This is a genomic window from Marivita sp. S2033, assembly GCF_046592965.1.
Taxonomy (GTDB): domain Bacteria; phylum Pseudomonadota; class Alphaproteobacteria; order Rhodobacterales; family Rhodobacteraceae; genus Marivita.
In genome coordinates this window covers 195,798-219,436 of record NZ_JBISBV010000005.1, presented here as the reverse complement: position 1 = coordinate 219,436, position 23,639 = coordinate 195,798, and the positions used below count along the sequence as shown (strand labels likewise).

Genomic DNA, 23,639 nt, shown 5'->3' with positions numbered 1-23,639 from the left:
GGAATGGGGGAGCCACCCCCAAATCGCCGGAGTATTTTCAATGAGAAGAAGGCCGGACCTTCGCGTAGATGTCAGCGACGCGCTGGATCGCCGTTTCCGGCGCCAGTTCCTCGCTTTCGCCGGTGCGACGGGACGTGAGTTCCACGACACCGTTCTTGAGGCCGCGCGGACCGACCGTGATCCGCCACGGCAAGCCGATCAAATCCATCGTTGCAAATTTGGCTCCGGCGCGTTCGTTGCGATCATCATACAGCGGGTCAAGCCCGAGCGCGATCAGGCTGTCATAGAGCGACTGGCACGCTGCATCGGCTTCTGCATCGCCTTGCTTGAGGTTGACGATTCCGCAATGGAACGGGGTCACGCCTTCGGGCCAGATGATGCCCTTGTCGTCATGGCTCGCCTCGATGATAGCGCCGAGCAGGCGGCTGACGCCGATGCCGTGGCTTCCCATGTGGACCGGAACGCGATTGCCCTCTGCGTCAGCCACGGTGGCGCCCATCGCGTCGGAATACTTGGTGCCGAAGTAGAAGATCTGACCGACCTCGATACCCCGCGCGGTGCGGCGGCGGTCTTCGGGGACCTTGGCAAATTCGGCCTCGTCATGGGTCTCGTCGGTGCGCGCGTAGCGCGAGGTGAATTCGTCGAGCACCGCTTGACACTGCGCCTTGTCATCGTAGTCGATCTGCCGGTCGCCGAATTTCAGATCGGTGATCTCGCTGTCATAGAACACCTCTGACTCGCCCGTCTCGGCCAGCACGAGAAATTCATGTGTATCGTCACCGCCGATCGGGCCGGAATCCGCGCGCATCGGGATCGCTTGCAGCCCCATGCGTTCATAGGTGCGCAAGTAGCTGACCAAGTGCCGGTTATAGGCGTGCAGCGCATCTTCCTTGGTCAAATCGAAATTGTAGCCGTCCTTCATCAGGAATTCGCGACCGCGCATGACGCCGAAGCGGGGGCGAATCTCGTCGCGGAATTTCCACTGGATCTGGTAGAGGGTCAGAGGCAAGTCCTTGTAGCTGCTGACATGCGCGCGGAAGATATCCGTGATCAGCTCCTCGGCCGTGGGCGTGAACAGCATGTCGCGCCCGCCGCGGTCCTTGATGCGCAGCATTTCTTCGCCATACGCATCGTATCGCCCGCTTTCCCGCCAAAGGTCGGCGGACTGGATCGTGGGCATCAGCATTGCGAGATGGCCTGCCCTCGCCTGCTCCTGATGAACGATATTTTCGATGTTGCGCAGCACCTTGTAGCCCATGGGCAGCCACGAATAGATCCCGGCGCTGGCCTGTTTGATCATCCCCGCCCGCAGCATTAGGCGATGGCTGACGATCTGGGCCTCGGAGGGGGTTTCCTTGAGCACGGGCAGGAAATAGCGGGACAGGCGCATGTTTGGACCTCTTCAGGGTGGTTTGCGCCGTCCTATCCGGTTGGATCAGGACCGGCAAGACAGCCGCGCGATCAATAACCGGCTTTTGCAAGGTTTCGCGATTACGCGATGCGAAGGCGCGTGCCTCTTGAATCCCGGGGTCCGAAAGGCGATGAAGGGCGCAAATATAAGGGCGTGTGCCATGGCGCTTACCGCGCGGGAGCAATTGAAATATTGGGGAATTGCCGCGATCGCGTTCGTGGTCGTGCTCTGGTTTCTTGGCGATGTGTTGCTGCCGTTCGTTTTGGGCGGCGCAATCGCGTATTTCCTCGATCCGGCGGCGGACCGTCTGGAAAGACTGGGACTGTCGCGCGTCGCGGCCACGGCGCTGATCACGGTGGTCGGGATATTGGCCTTCACGGTGATGCTCCTGTTCCTCATCCCGACACTGATCCGGCAGGCGGTCGAACTCTTCGAGGTCGCACCGGCGCTGTTCAACCGCTTGCGCGACTTCCTTGCCGAGCGGTTCCCCGATTTGGTCAATTCCGAAAGTGCCCTGCGCCAGTCGCTCGTGTCGATGGGAGAAACGATCCAGGCCAAGGGCGGTGAATTGCTGAACACCATCCTCAGTTCGGCGGCGGGACTGATCAATGTGATCATGCTGTTCGTGATCGTTCCGGTCGTTGCCGTCTATCTGCTGCTTGATTGGGACAGAATGGTGGCTCGGGTCGACAGGCTGTTGCCGCGCGACCATGCGCCGACCATTCGCAAACTGGCACGCGACATCGACGCGACCTTGGCCGGGTTCATACGCGGAATGGGCACGGTTTGCATCATCTTGGGCACCTACTACGCAGTTGCACTGATGCTTATCGGCTTGCAATTCGGCCTTGTGGTCGGGTTCATCGCCGGATTGGTGACGTTCATTCCCTATCTTGGCGCCTTGATTGGTGGGGCACTGGCGATAGGTCTGGCGCTGTTCCAGTTCTGGGGCGACTGGGTGTCCATCGGACTGGTGGCAGGCGTCTTCGTGGTCGGACAGGTGGTCGAGGGCAATTTCCTGACGCCCAAGCTTGTGGGCTCATCGGTCGGGCTGCACCCCGTCTGGCTGCTTCTGGCGCTGGCGATCTTCGGCACGCTGTTCGGCTTTGTCGGGATGTTGGTGGCGGTGCCCTTGGCGGCGGTCATCGGAGTGGTGACGCGCTTTGCGGCCGACCAATATCTGAGCAGCCAGTTGTACCGTGGCGCAAGCGATCAGGATCCGCGATAAATGCCGCATCAGATGAAATTCGACATCCCCGCGCGACCCGCGCTGGGGCGCGGCGATTTCTATATCACCGAAAGCAATGCGGTGGCGTTGGGGCTGATCGACATGTGGCCCGGCTGGCCAAGCGGCAAACTGGCTTTGGTGGGGCCACACGGGTCCGGCAAGACCCATCTGGTTCACGTCTGGTGCAATGAAAGCGGCGGTCGCATGGTTGCGGCAACCGATCTGCGCGAATCCGACGTGCCCGAGCTTGCTGCATCGTCGATCTGCATCGAGGATGTCGAACGGATCTCAGGTGATGCCGCGTTGGAAACCGCGTTGTTCCACCTGCACAATCTGGTTCTTGCCAATGGCCACACCTTGTTGATGACGGCGACGTTGCCGCCGGCGCGGTGGGGGCTGTCCCTGCCCGATCTGGCAAGCCGGATGGCAGGCACCGCAGTCGCCAAGATGGCGGCACCGGATGATCTGTTGCTATCGGCGGTGGTGGCAAAGCTGTTTGCGGATCGACAGATCGTTCCGATGGCCGATGTCATCCCCTATCTGGTGCGCCGCATGCCGCGGTCCTTCGATGCCGCCGGACGGATCGTCGCGCATCTGGACCGCGAGGCGTTGGGAACGCCCAAGGGCGTGACGCGCAGTTTGGCACGCAAAGCAATGGCAGAGCTTGAATTTACCGAGGAAACCGCGCCAGACTGACTCAACCGCCGCATGACCGCCAAAAGGGATTTCCGATGAATCGCGCCGATTTTCTGCACGCACCGCTTGCTGCTCCGGCGGAGGTGAGTGATGTCGATCTGACCGGCCCCGGACGCTTTGTGAATCGCGAACTGTCTTGGCTGGGGTTCAACTGGCGGGTTCTGGAAGAGGCTGAAAACCCGCGCGTGCCCTTGCTCGAGCGTTTGCGTTTCCTGTCGATCTCGGCGGCCAATCTGGATGAGTTTTACACCGTGCGCGTCGCCGGTTTGCGCGAACTGGCGCAGGCGGGCAACGTCACGCCAGCCGCCGACGGGCTGACCCCGGCCGAGCAACTGGTGCTGATCAACGCGGATGCCCGGGATCTGATGGCGTCTCAGCAGCGCGTGCTGGCCGATCTACGCGAGCAGATGGAGGCCGAGAACATCTCGATTCTCAATCGGGACGATCTGGACGACGACGATCGGGCCTATCTGGAAGACGTGTTTCTCAATCAGGTGTTCCCGGTATTGACGCCGCTGGCCGTCGATCCTGCACATCCGTTCCCGTTTATCGCCAACAATGGCTATTGCCTGGCCCTTCAGCTGGAACGACGCAAGGACAAGACCGGGCTGCAAGCGCTGCTGCCGATCCCAGCACAGATCGAGCGGTTTATCGCGCTGCCCGCGCAAAGCGGCACAGACCGGTTCATCTTTCTCGAAGAGGTTTTGCTGTTGCATTTCGACCGGCTGTTTCCGGGCTACAAGCTGCGCGACCATTTTGGTTTCCGGGTGCTGCGCGACAGCGATATCGAGGTCGAGGAGGAAGCCGAGGATCTGGTCCGCGAATTCGAGGTGGCCTTGAAGCGGCGCCGGCGCGGAGAAGTGGTGCGCCTCACGGTATCCGCGGGCGCCCCCGAACGGTTGCGGGCAACCGTGATGCATGAATTGCGGGTGCGCGACGACGATGTGATCGAACTGACCGGAATGATCGGCATGGCGGATCTGCGCCAACTTGTGCTCGACGCGCGCCCCGATCTGCTTTGGCCGGCGTTTTCGCCGCGCGTACCGGAACGGGTACAGGATTTCGACGGCGATATGTTCGCGGCCATCCGCCAGAAGGACATGCTGTTGCATCACCCCTATGAAACCTTCGACATGGTCGTCCGGTTTCTTGCCCAGGCTGCGCGCGATCCAGATGTGGTGGCGATCAAACAGACGCTCTACCGCACATCCCGCCAATCGCCGATTGTGGCCGCTCTTTGCGAAGCGGCCGAGGATGGCAAATCGGTGACCGCCCTCGTCGAGTTGAAGGCGCGGTTCGACGAAGCCGCCAATATCCGCCAGTCCCGGCGTCTGGAACGCGCGGGCGCACATGTGGTGTACGGTTTTCTGGAATGGAAGACACACGCCAAGATTTCCATCGTGGTGCGGCGCGAGGGCAACCGCCTGGTGACCTACACCCATTACGGCACCGGCAATTATCACCCGATCACCGCGACCATCTACACCGATCTGAGTTTTTTCACCTGTGACGACAAGCTGGGGCGCGATGCCACCAAGGTATTCAATTACCTGTCGGGCTATGCGCAGCCCGAGGGACTGGAGAACCTGAGCATCTCGCCCCATACTCTCAAGCCGAAAATGCTGGAGATGATCGCGGCAGAGTCGGAATTCGCGCGGGCGGGCAAGCCGGCGCATATCTGGCTGAAGATGAATTCACTGATCGAGCCGGACATGATCGACGCGCTTTATGCCGCCAGCCAGGACGGGGTTAAGATTGACTGCGTGATCCGGGGCATTTGCGGCTTGCGCCCCGGTGTCGAGGGCTTGAGCGAAAATATCCGCGTCAAATCCATCATCGGCCGGTTTCTGGAGCATTCGCGGATCATTTGCTTTGGCAACGGACACGGGCTGCCGCACAAGAAAGCACGGGTGTTCATGTCATCCGCCGACTGGATGGGACGCAACCTGAACCGACGTGTCGAGACATTGGTCGAGATCGAGAACGCCACCGTCAAGGCGCAGATCGTCAGCCAGATCATGGCTGCCAACCTGGCCGACGTGGCGCAAAGCTGGATCATGCAACCCGATGGCCGGTTTGTGCGCACCACTTGGGACGAAGGCGAGTTTGTCTTCAACTGTCACCGCTTTTTCATGGAAAACCCGTCACTCTCGGGTCGCGGGTCGGCCGGTGCCTCGGATGTGCCCAAGCTGACGCATACCGCCGACGAATAGCCGCGCGCTTTCGCTTTTTGGATCAACCCGCCTGTCTAATTGTCAAACGACGATGATCCAGACGACGATCAGGCTGACCACAAGATAGACCAACGTGTTGATCATCCAGCGGATCAACCCCGCCTCGCCTTCGGGATCAACCCCGAGCCGCTCACATACCTTGGTTCCCGGCCAGAGAAATGCTTCGGACAGCGTCATCGGATTTACCCCTTAATAGGTATTGAATATGCCTATTTGATAGCATCCCGGCACGCGCTTGGCAATTGCTTGTTTTGATCCTGCCGATCATCCGCCCGGGCAGCGGTGTCTTGGGGACGCCACGACAATCGCGCGGAAAACAGGCCAAGTTTTCTTGACCTGTGCAGCCGCCTTTGACACGGTGCGCGCAACGTGACCGGAGGGCCAGATGGGCGAACTATCGCAAGCCGAGCAAGACCGGATCAGCCCGTTTGGCCGACCCCTGTTCGATGGCCCCAAGGCGCGTGCGCTCAGCCGCGTCGGGGTGGTGGACATCGGATCGAACTCGGTTCGACTGGTGGTGTTTGACGGCGCCGCACGCTCGCCTGCGTATTTCTACAACGAAAAACTGATGTGTGGCCTCGGCGCCGGGATGTCCGAAACCGGACGACTGAACCCCGAAGGGCGCGCACGCGCCTTGAAGGCGCTGATGCGCTTTCAGGCTCTGGCGGACGGCATGAAGCTCTCGCCGCTGACCGTCGTGGCCACGGCAGCCGTGCGCGAAGCCGAGGACGGGCCGGAGTTTCGCGCCGATGTGTTGCGCGAGACGGGTTTGCGCATCTGGGTGATCGGGGGCGAAGAGGAAGCGCGGCTCTCGGCTCAGGGTGTGCTGTTGGGCTGGCCCGGAAGCTATGGTCTGGTGTGCGACATCGGCGGGTCGTCCATGGAACTTGCCGAGATGGCCGAGGGTCGCGTGGGCCGCCGGATCAGTTCCAATCTGGGGCCGCTGAAACTGCGCGATCTGCCGGGCGGACAAAAGGGGCGCGACACCCACATCAAGACCGTGATGGACAAACTGGCGGAGCACATGGGGCCGCAACCCGACCGGTTGTTTCTGGTCGGTGGGTCATGGCGCGCGATTGCGCGCGTTGACATGTTGCGTCGCGGCTACCCGTTGCACGTGCTGCACGAATACCGGATGGACAAGAAATCGGTTGGCGAGACGGTCAAGTTCATCAAGACCACGGACTTGGAGGCCTTGCGACAGGCATGTGGCATTTCCAACGCCCGGATGAGCCTAGTGCCCTATGCGGCCGATGTCTTGAAACGGCTGGTGCACACATTCCGGCCCAAGGATATCGCGATTTCCAGCTATGGTATCCGCGAAGGGCTGCTCTACGAGCAAATGCCGCAGGAGCTGCGCGACCGCGATCCCCTGATCGAAGCCTGCCGCTTTGCAGAGGCGAAGGACGCGCGTTTGCCGGGCTTTGGTAAAAAGCTGTACCGGTTTGTCTTGCCATTGTTTTCCGGAACAGATCGCGCGCGCATCCGCTTGGTCAAGGCGGCGTGCCTGTTGCACGATGTCAGCTGGCGCGCACATCCCGATTACCGTGCCGAGACCTGCTTTGACAACGCCACCCGCGCCAATCTGGGTGGGTTGAAGCACTCGGAACGGGTGTTTCTCGGGCTGGCGTTGCTGCACCGTTACAAGAACAAGCGCGAGGGCACGCGGTTTGAAGACCTTGAGGGGCTGATTTCCGCGAAGGAAACCCAGGAAGCGGAGGTTCTGGGCAAGGCGTTGCGGTTCGGCGCGATGCTCTGGATGTCGGATGCGAGCGCGGATGGAACCGCATTGCACTGGCACCCGCGCAAGAAGCTGTTGCGGCTCAAGCTGACCCCGAGATCGGCGCCGCTTTATGGCGAGGTGGCGGAAGCGCGGTTTGCCTCTCTGGCGGCCTCGCTCGGCGCCGAAACCGACGTTGTGGTGCGCCGGAAATCGGAGTGAGGGGCTCCGCCCCCGCGCGCGGTGCGCGCTCCCCCGAGGTATTTTGAAACCAGAGAGGCCGGTTCAGGTTTCCGGTCCGCTTGCTTCGACGCTGCGACGGATGCGGTGCATGGCGAGCCAGACCAAACCGACGACCGGCAGCGTCACCAGCGCCGTGAGTGTGCCCTTGCTGACACCGATGGGTTCGGCGATCGGGTAGAGCAGATAGCCCACCAGAGACACCGCATAGTAGCTGATCGCCACGACCGACAGACCTTCGACGGTTTTTTGCAGGCGCAATTGCAGGTCGGCGCGTTGGTTCATGCCTTCAAGCAGCTGTTGGTTCTGCGCGGAGCGCGCGACCTCGACCCGCGTGCGCAAAAGATCGCCGGCGCGCACCGCCCGCGCGGCCATGGCCGAGAGCCGGTTTTCGGCGGATTTGACCGTGCGCATCGCGGGATCGTAGCGTCGGGTCATGAATTCGGCGAAGGTCTGGCGACCCTCGAAGCGGGTCTCGCGCAGCACAGAAACGCGTTGCGCGACGATGGCTTCATAGGCACCGGTGGCCCCGAAGCGGAACGAGGTTTGTGCGGAGAGCGATTCCAGTTCCGCCGAAACGGACAGCAGCGCTTTCAGGCGGTCTTCCTCCTGCCCGTCCCCATTTGTCATGGCGGCCATCAGCCGGGTCAGTTCGTTGTCGATCTCGCCCATGCGGGGGCCGATTTCACGTACCTTAGTGAAGCCGAGCATCGACATGGTCTTGTAGGTTTCGATTTCGCACAGGCGCTGCACGATGCGCCCCACCCGGCGGCGGCCGATGCCGGGATTGACGAAGACGCCAAAGCGCAGGTGGCCCGCCGGGTCGATGCGGAAATCGCCCGCCACGATGGCCTCGTCATCGAGCACCCGGCTGACGGCAAGGCTTTCTGGAACGAACCAGTCGGAAAGGTTGTGTGCAATGCGCGCCTCGTCCGGGCGATCCTCGACCCGGATCAGGGCCGAGGTAATGCGCACGCCGGGTGCGCTCGCCAGCCAGTTTTCTGGGAAGATGTCCATGTCGGCGGGGTCGAAGGGACGGCTCGACAGACCATTGATGAAAACGGTGTAGGTGACGAATTCGGTATGCTGTTCCCATTTGAGAACGTGCTGCCCGATGCGGCCTGAAAAATGCGTGGCGCCGGGTTGCGGATGCGCGGTGCCATAGCGGTCAAGCAGCGCCTTGAGGTGATCGAGATCGCGGGATTTGTCGCGTGCGGCGGCGGATTTGGGTTGCTTGACCGCGAGGTAGACGGCGCGACAGGGAGCCTCAAGCGACGGGAAGGGCCGCGCGTGCAGTTCGTTGGACAGGGCGTATCGCAACGGGTGATCTTGAATGGGCGACATCGGCGCACTCCGGGCTTTGCGCCGGAATACGGGCGCGACCGCGCCAAGTAAAGAAAAAGTTGGTTTGTTATCAGAATGTTAGTTGTGCACATTGGTATGCAGACTTGGGAACCAGCATGCAGCGCCAACAAAAAAAGCCCCGGCACAAGGCCGGGGCTTTGCAGGATGTGGGTGCGTCCTAGTCGATCCGGGTCAGCAGATCGTCCAGCGATTTCTTGGCATCGCCATAGAACATCCGCGTATTGTCCTTGAAGAACAGCGGGTTCTCGATGCCGGAATAGCCGGTGCCCTGCCCCCGCTTGGAGACGAAGACCTGCTTGGCCTTCCACACTTCGAGGACCGGCATCCCGGCGATGGGGCTGTTGGGATCGTCCTGTGCGGCCGGGTTCACGATGTCGTTCGAGCCGATGACGATGGCGACATCCGTGTTCGGGAAGTCATCGTTGATCTCGTCCATCTCCAGCACGATGTCGTAGGGCACCTTCGCCTCGGCCAGCAGCACGTTCATGTGACCGGGCAAGCGGCCCGCGACGGGGTGGATGGCAAAGCGCACCGATTTGCCCTTGGCGCGCAGACGGCGGGTGAGTTCGGCGACGTTCTGCTGCGCCTGCGCCACCGCCATGCCGTAGCCGGGGATGATGATGATGCTGTCGGCCTCGTCGAGCGCTTGCGCCACGCCGTCGGCGTCGATGGGAACCTGTTCGCCCTCGACCGCCATCTGTTCGCCCGCGGGGCCGCCAAAGCCCCCAAGGATCACGCTGATGAACGACCGGTTCATCGCCTTGCACATGATGTAGCTGAGGATCGCACCCGAGGAGCCGACCAGCGCACCGACCACGATCAGAAGATCATTGCCGAGGCTGAAGCCGATGGCCGCAGCAGCCCAGCCGGAATAGCTGTTGAGCATGGAGACCACGACCGGCATGTCCGCGCCGCCGATCCCCATGATCAGATGGTAACCGATAAACAGGGCCAGAAGCGTCAACAGGATCAACGTCCAGCTTCCGGAGCCGCCGAGATACATCAGCGCCAGGATCAGCGACAGCGCCGCAGCGCCGGCGTTGAGGAGGTGCCCGCCCGGCAGTTTCTTGGCCGAGGTGTCGACCTTGCCGGCCAGTTTGCCATAGGCAACCACCGAGCCGGTGAACGTCACGGCACCGATCCAGATGCCAAGCACCAGTTCCACCCGCAGAATGGTGATCTCGACCGAGGATTTCTTGGCGATCAGCTTTCCGAAGGAGGACAGGCCGTCATAGATTTCCCTTGGCAGGCCGATGGCCGTGTAGCCGTCAGGTCCGACGGCACCGAGAATGAGCGCGTTGGCTTCATAGACGCCCGCGATGTGGTTGATCATCAGATCGGCGTTGAAGCCGACAAACACCGCAGCCAGGCCGACGAGGCTGTGCATGATGGCCACAAGCTCGGGCATCTGGGTCATTTGCACGCGCGTGGCGAGTTGGTAGCCCACTGCCGCGCCCAGCGCGATCAGCACCAGCGAGACAACCCAAAGCCCCTGCCCCGGCCCGAATATCGTGGCCAGAACCGCGATGGCCATGCCGACGATGCCGTACCAGACCGCGCGCTTGGCGCTTTCCTGGTTGGACAGCCCGCCCAGCGACAGGATGAAGAGAACAGCAGCGACCGCATAGGCCGCAATGGTGAATCCGAATTCCATGATGCGGCCTCCTTAGGATTTCTGGAACATGGCGAGCATGCGCCGCGTGACGAGAAAGCCGCCGAAAATGTTGATCGCGGCCATGAAGATGCCCAGCGCGGCCAGCAGCATGATCAGCCACGAGTTCGATCCGATCTGGATCAGCGCTCCGAGGATGATGATCGAGGAGATCGCGTTCGTCACCGCCATCAGTGGCGTGTGCAGCGAATGCGCGACGCCCCAGATCACCTGGAAGCCGATGAAGACCGACAGAACGAAGACGATGAAGTGCTGCATGAAGCTGGCCGGGGCGACAAGGCCGACGGCCAGAACCAGCGCGCCGCCAAGGGCAAGCAGGCCGACCTGCTGTTTGGTCTGTGCCTTGAACGCGGCCACTTCATTGGCGCGGCGCTCTTCCGGGGTCAGTTCCTTGACCTTTTCCTTCGGCTTGGCCGCAATTGCCGCGATTTTCGGCGGCGGCGGCGGGAAGGTCACGGCGTTGTCATGGGCGATGGTTGCACCGCGAATGACATCATCCTCCATGTTGTGATTGACCTGACCGTCCTTGTCGGGCGTGAGGTCGAACATCATGTGGCGGATGTTGTTGGCGTAAAGGTTGGACGATTGCGTCGCCATACGCGACGGGAAATCGGTGTATCCGATGATCGTCACGCCGTTGTCGGTGACGATCTTTTCATCCTTCACGGTCAGTTTGCAGTTGCCGCCCTTTTCTGCGGCAAGGTCAACGATCACCGAACCGGGCTTCATGCTCTCGACCATATCCTTGGTCCAAAGCTCGGGTGCCTCGCGGTTGGGGATCAGCGCGGTGGTGATCACGATGTCCATCTCGGGCGCCAGTTCGCGGAACTTGGCCAGTTGTGCCGCGGCGAATTCAGGGCTGGAGACGGCGGCATAGCCACCGGTGGCAGAGCCGTCCTGCTGCTCCTCGTCAAAGTCGAGAAAGACGAATTCCGCGCCCATCGATTCGACCTGCTCGGCCACTTCGGGGCGCACGTCAAACGCGTAGGTCATGGCACCAAGGGCGGTGGACGTACCGATCGCGGCAAGACCGGCCACGCCTGCACCGACCACCAGAACCTTGGCGGGTGGCACCTTGCCGGCGGCAGTCACCTGTCCGGTGAAGAACCGTCCGAAATTGTTGCCGGCCTCGATCACCGCGCGGTAGCCGGCGATATTGGCCATCGAGGACAGCGCGTCCATCTTCTGGGCGCGCGAAATGCGCGGCACCATGTCCATCGCGATCACGCTGGCGCCTTTGTTGGCGGCCTGCTTCATCAGCTTTTCGTTCTGCGCCGGGTAGAAGAACGAGATCAGCAACTGCCCGTCGCGGGTGCGCTTGACCTCGGTATCGGTGGGAGGGGCGACCTTGGCGATCACGTCGGACGCGGTCCAAAGCGCCGCTGCGGTCTTGGCGATCTCGACGCCAGCGTCCTTATACGCCGCATCGTTATATCCCGCCGCGTCACCCGCGCCGCTTTCGATGATACAGTCATACCCCAGCTTTTGCAGCTGACGGGCGGAATCCGGGGTCATGGCAACGCGTGCCTCGCCCTTCTTCACTTCTTTTGGCGTCCCGATTTTCACCTGAGCCGTCCCCCTATGCTTCGTTGCGACGTGCCGTAGCGGCATGTTTTCCGTGGATGGGTCTATAGTCCTGACCTAAAACGCACAATAAGCGCGCACTGCCAGCCGTCCGTTTAGAACAGTTGGTCGCAGACGGCTAGAGCCAGCGGCGCGTTTGTTTCTCATATCGGGCAAAATCCGCACGAAAGTTGCGCCGCAGGCGCTTTTCCTCTGCGAGGATGAAGTGCTTTTCGATCCACCAGACAAAAATCGGAATCAACGGGAGCGACAACACGGCGTCCCAATAGAGGATCATTCCGGCGAGAATAAGCGAATCGGCGACGTAGATGGGGTTGCGACTGCGCGAGTAGATGCCCGAGGTCACAAGCGCCGAGGCATCTTGATGAGGCATGATCGTCGTGCGGTGACGGCGCATCTCGTAAACCGCCAACGCCATCAGCACCAGCCCGGCCCCGACAAGCAGCCCGCCCAGCAGATCGGCCCAGACCGGCCCGAAGCTCAGACCAAAGCTGGCATATGTCTTTTGCAGCCATGCCAGCAACAGCGCCGCGAACAGCCAGATCGGCGGAATGTCGATATATCTCATCATGGCGCGCGCTATAGCAAAGCTCCGCGCCCGGTGCGAGCCGCAAGTGATGCAAAAAAGGCCGCCGTGTCCCGGCAGCCTGTCGTCTTACATTTTGACGCAGCCGAGAATTTCGTTCTTCGGAATACGCGCAACCATCACGCCGTCCGAGACGCGCTTGACGTGGAAGCCGTAGCCGCGCAGGCGGAATTTCCATTCCGTATCCGACAGTGTTTTCTGGCGCTCGGCCACAAGAAAGTGGCGCAATTCACCGAGATCGGTGGGTGTGTTCATTTCAGCAAACATGGGTGTCTCCTCGTACGTTACCAGTTTACCTTTTCGCGGCAGAGTACGGCCGAAATGAGCAACAACAGAGGTTTTTTGCCGGAATGGAAACAGTGATTGCGGCCAAAAGGTGACTCCGCATTCAGCCTTTGGCTTCGTTAACGACCGGAGTGATGCGCGCCCGCCGCAACACCGCTTCGCGCCATGTAATAAAGGCCACGGCAAGCATGATGACGGTGCCGCCAAGGATCACCCAAGGGTCCACAGGTTCGCTGAAAAACAGCGCTCCGATGGCGACGGACCAGATCAATTGCAGGAACGTGACCGGCTGGGTGACGGTCACGGGGGCGGCGGCAAAGGCCAGCGTCATGGTGAAATGCCCCGCTGTTGCGAAACAGGCAACAGCGGCGAGAATGGCGATATCCCACAGTCCCGGTGCGACCCAGACGGCGGCCGCAAATGGCGCAAGCCCAATCGTCACGGTGATCGAGAGCACCGCGACGATCACCGTAGCGGGCACCTCGTCGGACAGGATCTTGGTCGTCAGATAGCTGAACGCGAACAGCAATGCCGTGACGAGCATCGCGATATGGCCCGGATCAAGTTCGCGAAAACCGGGCCGCAGGATGATCAACGCCCCGATGAGCGCGGCCACAACAGCCATCGCCCGGCGCAGGGCCAGCTTTTCGCCCAGCACGAACACCGCAAGGATCGTGACATAAACCGGGTTGAGATAATTCATCGCCGTGACCTCGGCGATGGGGATGCGGCTCATGGCGTAAAACCACAGGATCACGCCAAGCGTGTGCACGACCCCGCGTCCGGCAAACAGGCGCTGCTGGCGCGGCGTGAGCCGCACCTGGGTCAATTGTCGCCAGACCGGCGCGAGAAAGACCAGCCCCATCAGATAGCGCAGAAACGCGGATTGCGCCGCCGGAACCCGTCCGCCCAACGTCTTGACCAAGGCCGTGACGGCAACAAAGCAGATGCCCGTCACCACCATCCAGAGGATGCCCTTGAGCGGGTTGCTGGCTGTGACGGGTGGGGCGGATGTTGTCATGGCTGCACTGGAACGGATGTAGGTGCGAAACGCAAGGGCGGGCCCATGCGGTTTACATCAGCAGCAGTTTGGCAGCGATCGCCCACATGACCAGCCCGATGACGACATCGAGGACCTGCCACGCCCTTGGTTTGGCAAACAGCGGCGCAAGAAGCCGAGCGCCATACCCGAGCGCAAAGAAGAACACGAAGCTGGCGCTCATCGCGCCCAGCGCAAAGTTCAGCCGGTTGTCATATTGCGCCGCCACGGCGCCCAGCAGAACGACCGTGTCGAGATAGACATGCGGATTGAGCCATGTCAGCGCGAGGCAAGTAAGCAGTGCCGTGCGCAATGACCCCGCCGCCTGCCCGGCCTGCATCGCCTGCCCACCGCGCCAAGCGCTGAGAAACGTCCGCGCGCCGTACCAGATCAGGAAGGCCGCCCCCAACAGGCGCATCGCAAGTTCCAGACCCGGAATCGCCTGCGCGAGTGCGCCGAACCCCGCAACCCCGGCAGCAATCAAGAGCGCATCCGACAGCGCGCAGGTCAGGCAGACCGCGAAAACATGGGATTTCAGCAAACCCTGCCGCAGCACAAAGGCGTTTTGCGCGCCAATGGCGAGGATGAGCGAGAAGCCAAGCGCGAAACCGGCAAGCGCCGTTGCCATTCAGAGCGCTCGCCAGCCGATGTCGGAGCGATAGAACCCGTCCGGCCAGTCAACACTCTCGGCCTGCGCGTAGGCGCGATCGCGCGCCTGCTGCAACGTCGCGCCGCGTGCCGTGGCATTCAGCACCCGGCCCCCTGTGGCAGTAATCTGACCGCCGGACTCGGTTGTGCCAGCGTGGAACATCATCTGAAAGCTGTCATCGGAGAAATCCCTGAGACCCCGGATCACCGTGCCCTTCTCATAGGCTCCCGGATACCCCTTGGCGGCAAGAACCACGGTCAACGCGTGATCGTCGGCCCAGTTGACCCGCACGCCCGCCAGCCGATCCTCGGCGCAGGCGTGCATCAGATCGAAGGCCTGTGCCCCGAGACGCATCATCAGCACCTGACATTCGGGATCACCAAAGCGGCAGTTGTACTCCACCAGCCGTGGCTCGCCATCCTCGATCATCAGCCCAGCATAGAGCACGCCTTTATAAGGCGTGCCGCGCCGCGCCATTTCGGCCATCGTCGGCTTGATGATCCGCTCCAATGCCTTCTGCGCGATCGCGTCCGTCAGAACCGGCGCGGGCGAATACGCCCCCATGCCGCCGGTGTTCGGCCCGGTGTCGCCCTCGCCGACACGCTTGTGATCCTGCGCGGTGCCGATAGGCAGCACGTCGGTGCCATCGCAGAGAACGAAGAACGACGCTTCCTCACCGGTCATGAATTCCTCGATCACCACCTCGGCCCCGGCACCGCCAAAGGCTCCGGCGAACATGTCGTCGATGGCCGCCTCGGCCTCGGCCAGGGTTTCGGCGATGATCACGCCTTTGCCTGCCGCCAGACCGTCGGCCTTGATCACGATGGGAGCACCCTGGGCCTGCACATACGCCTTGGCCGAAGCGGCATCGCTGAAATGGCCATACGCTGCGGTTGGCGCGTTCGCAGCGGCACATATCTCTTTGGTGAATGCCTTGGAGGCTTCCAGTTTCGCCGCCGCCGCCGAGGGTCCGAACACCAGAAAACCCGCTTCACTCAAACGATCCGCCACACCGGCGGCCAGCGGGGCTTCGGGACCGATGATGACGAAGTCGATGCTGTGGGCCTGCGCGAAATCGACCACCGCGCTGCCGTCTTCAATGTCGAGCGCTGCACAATCCGCAATCTGCGCGATGCCGGCATTTCCCGGAGCGACGATCAGCCGGTCGCATTTGGGGTTCTGCACCACCGCCCACGCAAGGCTGTGTTCACGCCCGCCGCCGCCAAGGATCAGGATATTCATGCGCGCGCCCTTTTGCTGAGTTCGGTTCGGTACTTCATCTATTCGCGCTGGCGTTCTAGGGTCGCGCGCAGGCAAGAGCAAGCGAGGCACCATGTCCGATCTGATCGACGACCCGAGACCGGGGCAAAACATGCCGGAATTCACCGTCTCCGAGGTGTCCGGCGCGGTCAAGAAAACGCTCGAAGGAACCTTCGGCCGCATCCGGGTGCGCGGCGAAGTCGGGCGCGTGTTCACTGCCCGATCGGGTCATCTGTATTATGACGTCAAGGACGACCGCAACGTTCTGGCCTGCACCACCTGGAAAGGTCAGGTCTCGCAATTGTCGGTGGTCCCCGAAGAAGGGCTGGAAGTTGTCGTCACCGGACGCATGACGGCGTTTGGCGGGCAGTCGAAATACAACCTGAATGTCGACGAGGTGACGGTTGCGGGTGAAGGCGCGCTGATGGCGATGCTGGAGAAACGCAAGAAGGCACTGGCCGCCGAAGGCTTGTTCGATCCTGCACGCAAACGGCCGTTGCCATACCTGCCGGATGTGATCGGCGTCATCACGTCACCCTCGGGCGCGGTGATCCGCGACATCCTGCACCGGTTGCGCGACCGGTTCCCTCGCAAGGTGCTGATCTGGCCCGTTGCCGTGCAGGGCGCGAGTTGCGCAGCGGAAGTGGCGCGCGCAATCGCCGGTTTCAACGCGCTGTCACCCGGCGGGGCGTTGCCGCGCCCGGATCTGCTGATCGTGGCGCGCGGTGGTGGCAGCATCGAGGATCTGTGGGGGTTCAACGAGGAAATCGTCGCCCGCGCCGTTGTGGCATCACAGATCCCGCTGATCTCGGCGGTGGGCCACGAGACCGACACGACGCTGATCGACTATGTCTCTGACCAGCGGGCGCCGACACCTACGGCGGCAGCCGAAATTGCGGTGCCCGTGCGGCTTGAATTGCTGGGATGGGTGGGTGACAGCCAAGCCCGCATGTCGCGCGCCATGTCGCAACGGATGGAAACGCGCAGCCAGCGTCTCCGCGACCTTGCGCGCGCGCTGCCCCGCCCCGACGCACTGCTGTCAGGCCCCACACAACGGCTGGATCTCGTGGCGGACAGGTTGCCGCGCGGATTGATCCGCTCTGTCGATCTGCGGCGCGGACGGTTGATCGAAGCCTCTGCGTCCCTGCGCCCTTCGCTGTTGCAACGCGCCCTGGCCGAGCAACGACGTCGCTTCCAGGACACGGGCTCGCGCCTTTCCCCCGGATTGTGCCGCGTGGTCGACACGAAACGCGAGGCACTGGCGCGACGGGCGGATCGGTTGACGCTAAAGCCCATCGAACGCGATCTTGCCAACAAACGCGACCGTCTCGATGCCGTGACACGCAGGCTGTCGGCGGCAGGCCAGAGCCAGATCAGAGGCTGGACCATTCGCCTTGAGGGGCTGGAGCGGTTGCGCGAAACCTTGGGCTACCGCGAAACGCTCAAGCGCGGCTATGCCGTGGTGCGCGGCGACGGCGAGGTCGTGACAACTCAGGCCGCGGCCAAGGACGCCAGCGTGCTGGAGATCGAATTTGCCGATGGGTGGCTGGTTGTCGGCGCCGGTGCGGCCAAACCCGGCATCAGGACAAAGCGAAAACCGCCCGAACAGGGATCGCTGTTCTGATCGGGATCAAGCCGCGTGCAAGCGGTTTGGGCGCGCAGGGTCGATTTTCGCTCTTTGCTTTCGCTCGATTGGCTTTTAATCCCTAGGCCCATGAGAACACTCTTTTTAGGCGACATCATGGGCCGCGCGGGCCGCACAGCGATCCGGGACCGTCTGGGACCGCTGCGCGCGCGGCTTGGTGTGGATTTCTGCGTGGTGAACGGAGAAAACGCCTCGAGCGGCGTCGGCCTGTCGGGACCGCACGCCAAGGCACTGCTCGACGCAGGGGTCGATTGCCTGACGCTTGGCGATCATGCGTTCGACCAGAAAGACATGCTGAGCTTCATCGACAGCGAACCGCGCATCCTGCGGCCGCTGAACTATGCCAAGCAGGCGCCGGGGCGCGGACATCGTCTGTTCACCGATGCGCGGGGGCGCAAGATCCTTGTGCTTCAGGCGCTCGGGCAGGTGTTCATGAAACGCCCCTTCGATGATCCGTTCTCGGCCGTTGACGCTGTTCTGCGCGCCCATCCGTTGGGCGGTCAGGCGCAGATGATCCTTGTCGATATTCATTGCGAAGCGACATCCGAAAAAATGGGCATGGGCCATTATTGCGACGGCCGTGCCAGTTTGGTTGTGGGCACCCACACCCACATTCCGACCGGTGATGCTCAGATCCTTCCCGGTGGTACCGGCTATCTGACCGATGCGGGCATGTGCGGCGATTACAACTCGGTGATCGGCATGGAAAAAACCGAACCTATGCGACGGTTCGTCACCGGCATGGGCAAGAACCGTTTCCAACCCGCGCTTGAAGAAGCCACATTGTCGGGTGTGCTGGTCGAGACCGACGACAGGACCGGCCGCGCCACTGCGATCCACATGATCCGCGATGGCGGGCGGTTGCAATCCAGCGGCCCCTAGAGCCACGTGCTTGCGATGGCCGGTTGTGCCCCCCTGCCAAGACGGTCACAGTGACGCTCCAGCGATGAGGATGACGCTTCCGTGCTGAACACGTATCTCGACCTCGGCCAGACGGCCAACGCGTCTATCGCGCTGGGCACGGTTGTCGTGATGTTTATCCTGTTCGTACGCGAAACCTACCCAACCGAAGTGGTGGCGATCGGCGGCGTCGGTTTCTTGTTGGCCACGGGGGTATTGCCCTACAAGGACGGCTTGGCGGTCCTGTCCAACCCGGCCCCCTGGACGATCGCGGCGATGTTTCTGGTGATGGGCGCTCTGGTGCGCACCGGCGCCTTGGAGGCGTTTACCACAAAGGCTCAGAAAGCCGCCGAAAGAAGCCCCAAGCGTGCCATGGGGGGTATTCTGGGCGTCGTGATCCTCGCATCGGCGTTCATGAACAACACGCCGGTGGTCGTGGTGATGCTGCCTCTCTTCGTGCAACTCTCCAAAACCCTGGGCGTGTCGCCGTCCAAGCTGCTGATCCCGCTCAGCTATGCCGCGATCCTTGGTGGCACGCTGACACTGATCGGCACGTCCACCAACCTGCTTGTCGACGGGGTTGCGCGCTCCAAGGGTCTTGCGCCCTTCACCATCTTCGAGGTGACGCCGCTGGCCGTGGTGCTGATCGCGTGGGGCATGTTCTACCTGTGGGCCTTTGGCCGGTATCTGCTGCCCGAACGCACAAGCATGGCGGCCATGCTGTCGGATCGCTCCAAGATGAAGTTTTTTACCGAAGCCGTGATCCCGCCCGACAGCAACCTGATCGGCCGAGAGGTTCTGAGCGTCCAGCTTTTCAAACGCGAGGGCGTGCGGTTGATCGACGTGATCCGGGGCGATGCGTCGCTTCGGCGCAACCTCGAAGGGGTGACCCTGCAAGTGGGCGACCGGGTGGTCCTGCGCACGCAAATCTCCGAACTCCTGAGCTTGCAGAACAATCGCGAACTGCGCCGCGTGGACCAGTTGTCGGCGGTCGAGACGACAACGGTCGAAGTGCTGATCACGCCGGTCTGCAAAATGATCGGACGCCGGCTGGGCGCGATGCGTTTGCGTCGCCGCTATGGCGTCTATCCACTCGCGGTCCACCGGCGGAACCAGAACATCGGACGCCAGCTTGACGATCTGGTGGTGCGCGTCGGCGACACGCTGCTGCTCGAAGGCGCGCCGGAGGATATTCAGCGCATGGCCGACGAACTCAATCTGGTGGATGTCGGCCGGCCGTCTGCACGCGCCTACCGGCGCAGTCACGCGCCCGTGGCGATTGCTGCGTTGGCAGGGTTGGTGATACTCGCGGCCCTTGGCGTCGCGCCCATACTTTCCCTCGCGATCATCGCGGTGGCGATTGTGCTTCTGACGAAATGTGTCGATTCGGAAGAGGCGTTTTCCTTTGTCGAAGGGCAATTGCTGGCGCTTATCTTCGCCATGCTCGCCATCGGGGCGGCGCTGGAAGCGTCGGGAGCGGTCACCCTGATCGTGGAGTCGCTGGCACCCATCCTGACCGACCTGCCGCCCTGGGCCATTGTGTGGGCGATCTATCTGCTGACCAGCGTGCTGACGGAACTGGTCAGCAACAACGCGGTGGCGGTGGTGGTAACTCCGATTGCCATCGGACTGGCACAGACGATGGGGTTCGATCCGCGCCCGCTTGTCGTGGCGGTCATGGTGGCGGCGTCCTGCGCCTTTGCCACGCCCATCGGATACCAGACCAACACGCTGGTCTACGGCCCCGGCGGTTACAGCTTCTCGGATTTTCTGAAGGTCGGCGTGCCGCTCAACCTGAGTGTCGGCATACTTGCGTCCGCCCTCATTCCGATGATCTGGCCGCTCTAGGTCTCCAGCGCCGGTCAGTGAAGTGGTGTCACCGCCGCGTTACCGGCCCGAATACCGCGCGACGAAGCGGTGCAAGATTTGCTGAGGCACGGTCACATCGCTCGCCTGGCACATGGCGATCAGGTCGTCGGCGGTTTCGGGGTCGAAATACCCGCGGTGACGGTAGATCCTGATGCGATCCTCGAACACGTCGCCATCCGCTTCGGGATGAAACTGCGTGGCATAGACGTTCTGTCCATAGCGGATCATCTGATACGGGCACGGATCGGACGCCAGCAAGTGCACGCATCCCTCGGGCAAGGTCTGCACCGCTTCCTTGTGTCCGACAAAGGCATCGAACCGTCCCGGCAATCCCGCCACCAGGGGATCATCCGCACCGGCATCCGTCACCCGACAGGACACCGGCCCGACCGGCTCACCGTAGCGGCGCTTTGAAACCTCGGCACCAAGATGATGGCCGAGAATACCGATGCCATAGCAACACCCCATGAACGGCACGTCCTGTTCGGTGATCTGCGGCATCAGCGACAGGATTTCCGCCTCGATCTTTGCCTCGGTCGCATCTTTGCTGTCCGGTGCGTCCGAGACGCAGCCCGGCCCGCCGCCGACGATCACTCCGGCATAATCGCCAAGCGCAAGATCTTCCGGCAACGGCTCGCGGTCCAGACAGACACGGTGAACCTCGGCGTCCGTCAAACCGCCCTTGGCCAGAAAGGCCGCGTATTCGCCATCGCTGGCATCCGCCTCGGGGCGCAGTTGCAAAAGCAGGAACCGTTTCATGGCAACCGTCATACCCAACCGCCCCCGTCGTGCAAGGCGCAAAACGCGCCCACTTGTTCCCGCCCCGCCTTGTGCGGTAAAGACACGTCCATATCTCCATCAAACGACATTCAGAAAAAGGATCATCATGGCCGGCCATTCCAAATGGGCAAACATCCAACACCGCAAGGGCCGTCAGGACAAGATGCGCGCCAAGCTGTTTTCCAAATTCTCCAAGGAAATCACCGTTGCAGCCAAGATGGGCGATCCCGACCCGGACAAGAACCCGCGTCTGCGGCTGGCGATCAAGGAAGCCAAATCGCAATCCATGCCCAAGGACAACATCGAACGCGCGATCAAGAAAGCGTCCGGTGGCGAGGGTGAGGATTACGAGGAAATCCGCTATGAGGGGTACGGCCCGAACGGCGTTGCGGTGATTGTCGAGGCGATGACCGACAACCGCAACCGTACGGCTTCGACCGTGCGCTCCACGTTCACCAAGAACGGTGGCAATCTGGGTGAAACCGGATCGGTGGGCTTCATGTTCGACCGCAAGGGCGAAGTGACCTATCCGGCAGAGGTGGGCGATGCCGACACGGTGATGATGGCGGCGATCGAAGCCGGCGCCGAGGATGTGGAATCCACCGAGGACGGTCATGTGATCTGGTGCGCGGATACCGATCTGAACGACGTGGCCACCGCGCTGGAAGCCGAGCTCGGTGAATCCGATTCGACCAAGCTGGTCTGGCGCCCGACGACGACTACGGAGCTTGATCTGGATGGCTTGACGTCGCTGATGCGGCTGGTGGATGCGCTGGAAGACGATGACGACGTGCAGCGCGTGACGACCAATTTCGAGGCCTCCGACGAGGTCATGGCGCAGCTTTAGGCGGTTGTTTGGGGGGCCAGCCCCCCAAGCCCCCCGAGGTATTTCAGGCCCAAAGAAACCGGGCTGAAGCTGTCATTGGTCTGTCTCAGATCTGTTTTTCAGGCATTTGCACGACCAGACCGTCAAGCGCGTCGGACACCTTGAGCTGACAGGTCAGGCGCGAGCGCACCGGGTCAGGCTCGAACGCGAAATCGAGCATGTCTTCTTCCATGTCATCGCGGGCGGGCAGCTTTTCCACCCAGTCGGGGTGCACGTAGACATGACAGGTCGAACAGGCGCAGGCGCCACCGCAATCGGCTTCGATGCCGGGGATGTTGTTGTCGCGCGCGCCTTCCATCACGGTCAGACCGTTGGCCACGTCGACGACATGCTCGGTGCCGCCATGCTCGATATAAGTGATCTTTGCCATTCCAGCGCTCTCCGTATCCTGATCGCGGGTATACCTAATCCGGGCCACGCCGGTCTGCCAACCCCTTTCTGGACCGGCGGAGCGGTTGGTCACGTTTTGTGACCTGCGCGGAGGCGGCAGGAGGTGCATGACGCTTGCGCTGAACGGTGCGTGTTCTATATTTGTTCTCATGCAGGTTCTTCCCATCCCCGCCGCCGGCGAACACCGTAACTGGCCCCGCCCGCCCTCGTGTCTCACCGCATCCCAACTGCGCCTGCCGCCCAATGGCGCGCGGATCGCGGTGGCCGGGCTGGTGATCCTGCGACAGCGCCCCGGCACTGCCAAAGGGGTCATCTTTCTCACTCTGGAGGACGAGACCGGCACGGTGAACGTCATTGTCTGGCGCAAGATGTATGAACGCTTCCGTCGCGCGGTAATTGCCGGGCGGATGCTGCGGGTGATCGGACGGGTGCAAAGCGAAGGTGATGTGATTCACGTCATCGCCGAAGAGATCGAGGATATTTCTGCCATGCTGGATCGTCTTTTGGCCACCGGGCCAGAGGCGCTTTCGCCAGTGACGCAAACAGGCTAGACTGCGCCCGAGCAGCAACAGGCAACAGGCGCACAATTCTCGTGACCCCTCTCCCGTCAGTGATCCGGGCTATGTGGGCCGTGGCCTTGGCCGCTCTGTCGGGCTGTGGCGGTTCCTATGGAGACGCGACCCGCAACGCCGTGCCCGATTTCACCTCTGCCCGGATTGCGCCGCCAGCGGGCGTCAGCCCCGAGAGCTGCTGGGTGCGCGATGTGGCGCCTGCCGAGATCGAAACCGTGACCCGCCAGATCGAGGTTGCCCCGGTTCAGACCACGCCGGACGGGCAAGTGATCAACCCGGCGCGCTATCGCACCGAGATCGCGCAGGTGATCGTGCGCGAACGTCAGGAACTGATCTTCGAGACGCCCTGCCCCGATGCGCTGACCCCCGAACTCGTCTCAACGCTTCAACGCGCGCTTGAGGCGCGAGGGCTGTACCGGGGCGCGATCACCGGCACGATGGACGTGCCCACGCGGCTTGCCGTGCGCCGGTATCAAAGCGCCAGCCGCCTGCCCAGCGGATTGCTTTCGATCCAGTCGGCGCGCACGCTGGGTTTGCTCGCGACGCCGCGCGATCAGTTGTAGCGGAGTCGCGGGCAAAGTGAGTCGGACGGTTTGCACCGATGAGTTTGCAAGTTTGCAAATTTACA

22 protein-coding genes are annotated in these 23,639 nt (G+C 62.2%); 10 read left to right on the top strand and 12 right to left on the bottom strand.

The window, feature by feature from the left end; all coding sequences use genetic code 11:
* Window positions 1–37: 37 nt before the first annotated feature.
* Window positions 38–1,390, bottom strand: coding sequence for a proline--tRNA ligase (proS, locus tag ACGKZZ_RS11215; RefSeq protein ID WP_411223648.1), 1,353 nt, complete (start codon window positions 1,388–1,390; stop codon window positions 38–40).
* 181 nt (window positions 1,391–1,571) lie between these two features.
* On the opposite strand from proS, the gene ACGKZZ_RS11210 reads away from it, so the two are divergent.
* The 3 genes from ACGKZZ_RS11210 to ACGKZZ_RS11200 are packed head-to-tail and all read left to right on the top strand — an operon-like array spanning window position 1,572 to window position 5,548.
* Window positions 1,572–2,639 (top strand): AI-2E family transporter, encoded by a 1,068-nt coding sequence (locus ACGKZZ_RS11210; RefSeq protein ID WP_411223647.1) that lies wholly within the window; start codon window positions 1,572–1,574, stop codon window positions 2,637–2,639.
* Window positions 2,640–3,335 (top strand): chromosomal replication initiator DnaA, encoded by a 696-nt coding sequence (locus ACGKZZ_RS11205; RefSeq protein ID WP_411223646.1) that lies wholly within the window; start codon window positions 2,640–2,642, stop codon window positions 3,333–3,335.
* Between the two features lie 35 nt (window positions 3,336–3,370).
* Window positions 3,371–5,548, top strand: coding sequence for an RNA degradosome polyphosphate kinase (locus tag ACGKZZ_RS11200; RefSeq protein ID WP_411223645.1), 2,178 nt, complete (start codon window positions 3,371–3,373; stop codon window positions 5,546–5,548).
* Between the two features lie 42 nt (window positions 5,549–5,590).
* Here the strand turns inward: ACGKZZ_RS11200 and ACGKZZ_RS11195 are convergent, their stop codons facing one another.
* Window positions 5,591–5,746, bottom strand: coding sequence for a hypothetical protein (locus ACGKZZ_RS11195; protein WP_411223644.1), 156 nt, complete (start codon window positions 5,744–5,746; stop codon window positions 5,591–5,593).
* A gap of 208 nt (window positions 5,747–5,954) precedes the next feature.
* Between ACGKZZ_RS11195 and ACGKZZ_RS11190 the strand changes: the two genes are divergently transcribed.
* The gene (locus ACGKZZ_RS11190; RefSeq protein WP_411223643.1) at window positions 5,955–7,511 is read left to right on the top strand and encodes a Ppx/GppA family phosphatase; all 1,557 of its coding nucleotides are present in this window, start codon (window positions 5,955–5,957) and stop codon (window positions 7,509–7,511) included.
* A gap of 63 nt (window positions 7,512–7,574) precedes the next feature.
* On the opposite strand, the gene ACGKZZ_RS11185 is transcribed toward ACGKZZ_RS11190, so the two are convergent.
* The 8 genes from ACGKZZ_RS11185 to purD all read right to left on the bottom strand — a co-directional run bounded on the left by ACGKZZ_RS11185 (window position 7,575) and on the right by purD (window position 15,951).
* Window positions 7,575–8,873 carry a DUF3422 family protein gene (locus ACGKZZ_RS11185; RefSeq protein WP_411223642.1) on the bottom strand — a complete coding sequence of 433 codons (1,299 nt, stop codon included), beginning with the start codon at window positions 8,871–8,873 and terminating at the stop codon, window positions 7,575–7,577.
* A gap of 178 nt (window positions 8,874–9,051) precedes the next feature.
* Complete coding sequence (locus tag ACGKZZ_RS11180) at window positions 9,052–10,548, bottom strand: NAD(P)(+) transhydrogenase (Re/Si-specific) subunit beta (RefSeq protein WP_411223641.1); 1,497 nt, start codon at window positions 10,546–10,548, stop codon at window positions 9,052–9,054.
* A gap of 12 nt (window positions 10,549–10,560) precedes the next feature.
* The gene (locus ACGKZZ_RS11175) at window positions 10,561–12,132 is read right to left on the bottom strand and encodes a Re/Si-specific NAD(P)(+) transhydrogenase subunit alpha (RefSeq protein WP_411223640.1); all 1,572 of its coding nucleotides are present in this window, start codon (window positions 12,130–12,132) and stop codon (window positions 10,561–10,563) included.
* A gap of 136 nt (window positions 12,133–12,268) precedes the next feature.
* Complete coding sequence (locus ACGKZZ_RS11170) at window positions 12,269–12,718, bottom strand: methyltransferase family protein (RefSeq protein WP_411223698.1); 450 nt, start codon at window positions 12,716–12,718, stop codon at window positions 12,269–12,271.
* 87 nt (window positions 12,719–12,805) lie between these two features.
* Complete coding sequence (locus tag ACGKZZ_RS11165) at window positions 12,806–13,003, bottom strand: hypothetical protein (RefSeq protein WP_411223639.1); 198 nt, start codon at window positions 13,001–13,003, stop codon at window positions 12,806–12,808.
* A 121-nt stretch (window positions 13,004–13,124) separates the two neighbouring features.
* A complete protein-coding gene (locus ACGKZZ_RS11160; RefSeq protein WP_411223638.1) occupies window positions 13,125–14,042 on the bottom strand; it encodes a DMT family transporter in 918 nt (305 codons plus the stop codon).
* A 52-nt stretch (window positions 14,043–14,094) separates the two neighbouring features.
* A complete protein-coding gene (locus ACGKZZ_RS11155) occupies window positions 14,095–14,688 on the bottom strand; it encodes a LysE/ArgO family amino acid transporter (protein WP_411223637.1) in 594 nt (197 codons plus the stop codon).
* Entirely contained in the window at window positions 14,689–15,951 is a 1,263-nt protein-coding gene (purD, locus tag ACGKZZ_RS11150) for a phosphoribosylamine--glycine ligase (RefSeq protein ID WP_411223636.1), read from the bottom strand.
* Window positions 15,952–16,042: 91 nt separating this feature from the next.
* Between purD and xseA the strand changes: the two genes are divergently transcribed.
* The 3 genes from xseA (at window position 16,043) to ACGKZZ_RS11135 (ending at window position 20,362) form a co-directional block, all read left to right on the top strand.
* Window positions 16,043–17,593 carry an exodeoxyribonuclease VII large subunit gene (xseA, locus tag ACGKZZ_RS11145; RefSeq protein ID WP_411223635.1) on the top strand — a complete coding sequence of 517 codons (1,551 nt, stop codon included), beginning with the start codon at window positions 16,043–16,045 and terminating at the stop codon, window positions 17,591–17,593.
* Window positions 17,594–17,683: 90 nt separating this feature from the next.
* A complete protein-coding gene (locus ACGKZZ_RS11140) occupies window positions 17,684–18,496 on the top strand; it encodes a YmdB family metallophosphoesterase (RefSeq protein ID WP_411223634.1) in 813 nt (270 codons plus the stop codon).
* Window positions 18,497–18,646: 150 nt separating this feature from the next.
* Complete coding sequence (locus ACGKZZ_RS11135) at window positions 18,647–20,362, top strand: SLC13 family permease (RefSeq protein WP_411223697.1); 1,716 nt, start codon at window positions 18,647–18,649, stop codon at window positions 20,360–20,362.
* 39 nt (window positions 20,363–20,401) lie between these two features.
* Here the strand turns inward: ACGKZZ_RS11135 and ACGKZZ_RS11130 are convergent, their stop codons facing one another.
* Complete coding sequence (locus ACGKZZ_RS11130; protein WP_411223633.1) at window positions 20,402–21,142, bottom strand: glutamine amidotransferase; 741 nt, start codon at window positions 21,140–21,142, stop codon at window positions 20,402–20,404.
* Window positions 21,143–21,269: 127 nt separating this feature from the next.
* Here ACGKZZ_RS11130 and ACGKZZ_RS11125 point away from each other — a divergent pair, with 127 nt between their 5' ends.
* Window positions 21,270–22,010, top strand: coding sequence for a YebC/PmpR family DNA-binding transcriptional regulator (locus tag ACGKZZ_RS11125; protein WP_411223632.1), 741 nt, complete (start codon window positions 21,270–21,272; stop codon window positions 22,008–22,010).
* Between the two features lie 85 nt (window positions 22,011–22,095).
* On the opposite strand, the gene ACGKZZ_RS11120 is transcribed toward ACGKZZ_RS11125, so the two are convergent.
* On the bottom strand, window positions 22,096–22,419 hold the full coding sequence (locus ACGKZZ_RS11120; protein ID WP_411223631.1) for a 2Fe-2S iron-sulfur cluster-binding protein: 324 nt from the start codon (window positions 22,417–22,419) through the stop codon (window positions 22,096–22,098).
* Window positions 22,420–22,588: 169 nt separating this feature from the next.
* Here ACGKZZ_RS11120 and ACGKZZ_RS11115 point away from each other — a divergent pair, with 169 nt between their 5' ends.
* The gene (locus tag ACGKZZ_RS11115) at window positions 22,589–22,990 is read left to right on the top strand and encodes an OB-fold nucleic acid binding domain-containing protein (RefSeq protein WP_411223630.1); all 402 of its coding nucleotides are present in this window, start codon (window positions 22,589–22,591) and stop codon (window positions 22,988–22,990) included.
* 59 nt (window positions 22,991–23,049) lie between these two features.
* Window positions 23,050–23,574 (top strand): peptidoglycan-binding domain-containing protein, encoded by a 525-nt coding sequence (locus tag ACGKZZ_RS11110; RefSeq protein WP_411223629.1) that lies wholly within the window; start codon window positions 23,050–23,052, stop codon window positions 23,572–23,574.
* The last annotated feature ends 65 nt before the right edge of the window (window positions 23,575–23,639 follow it).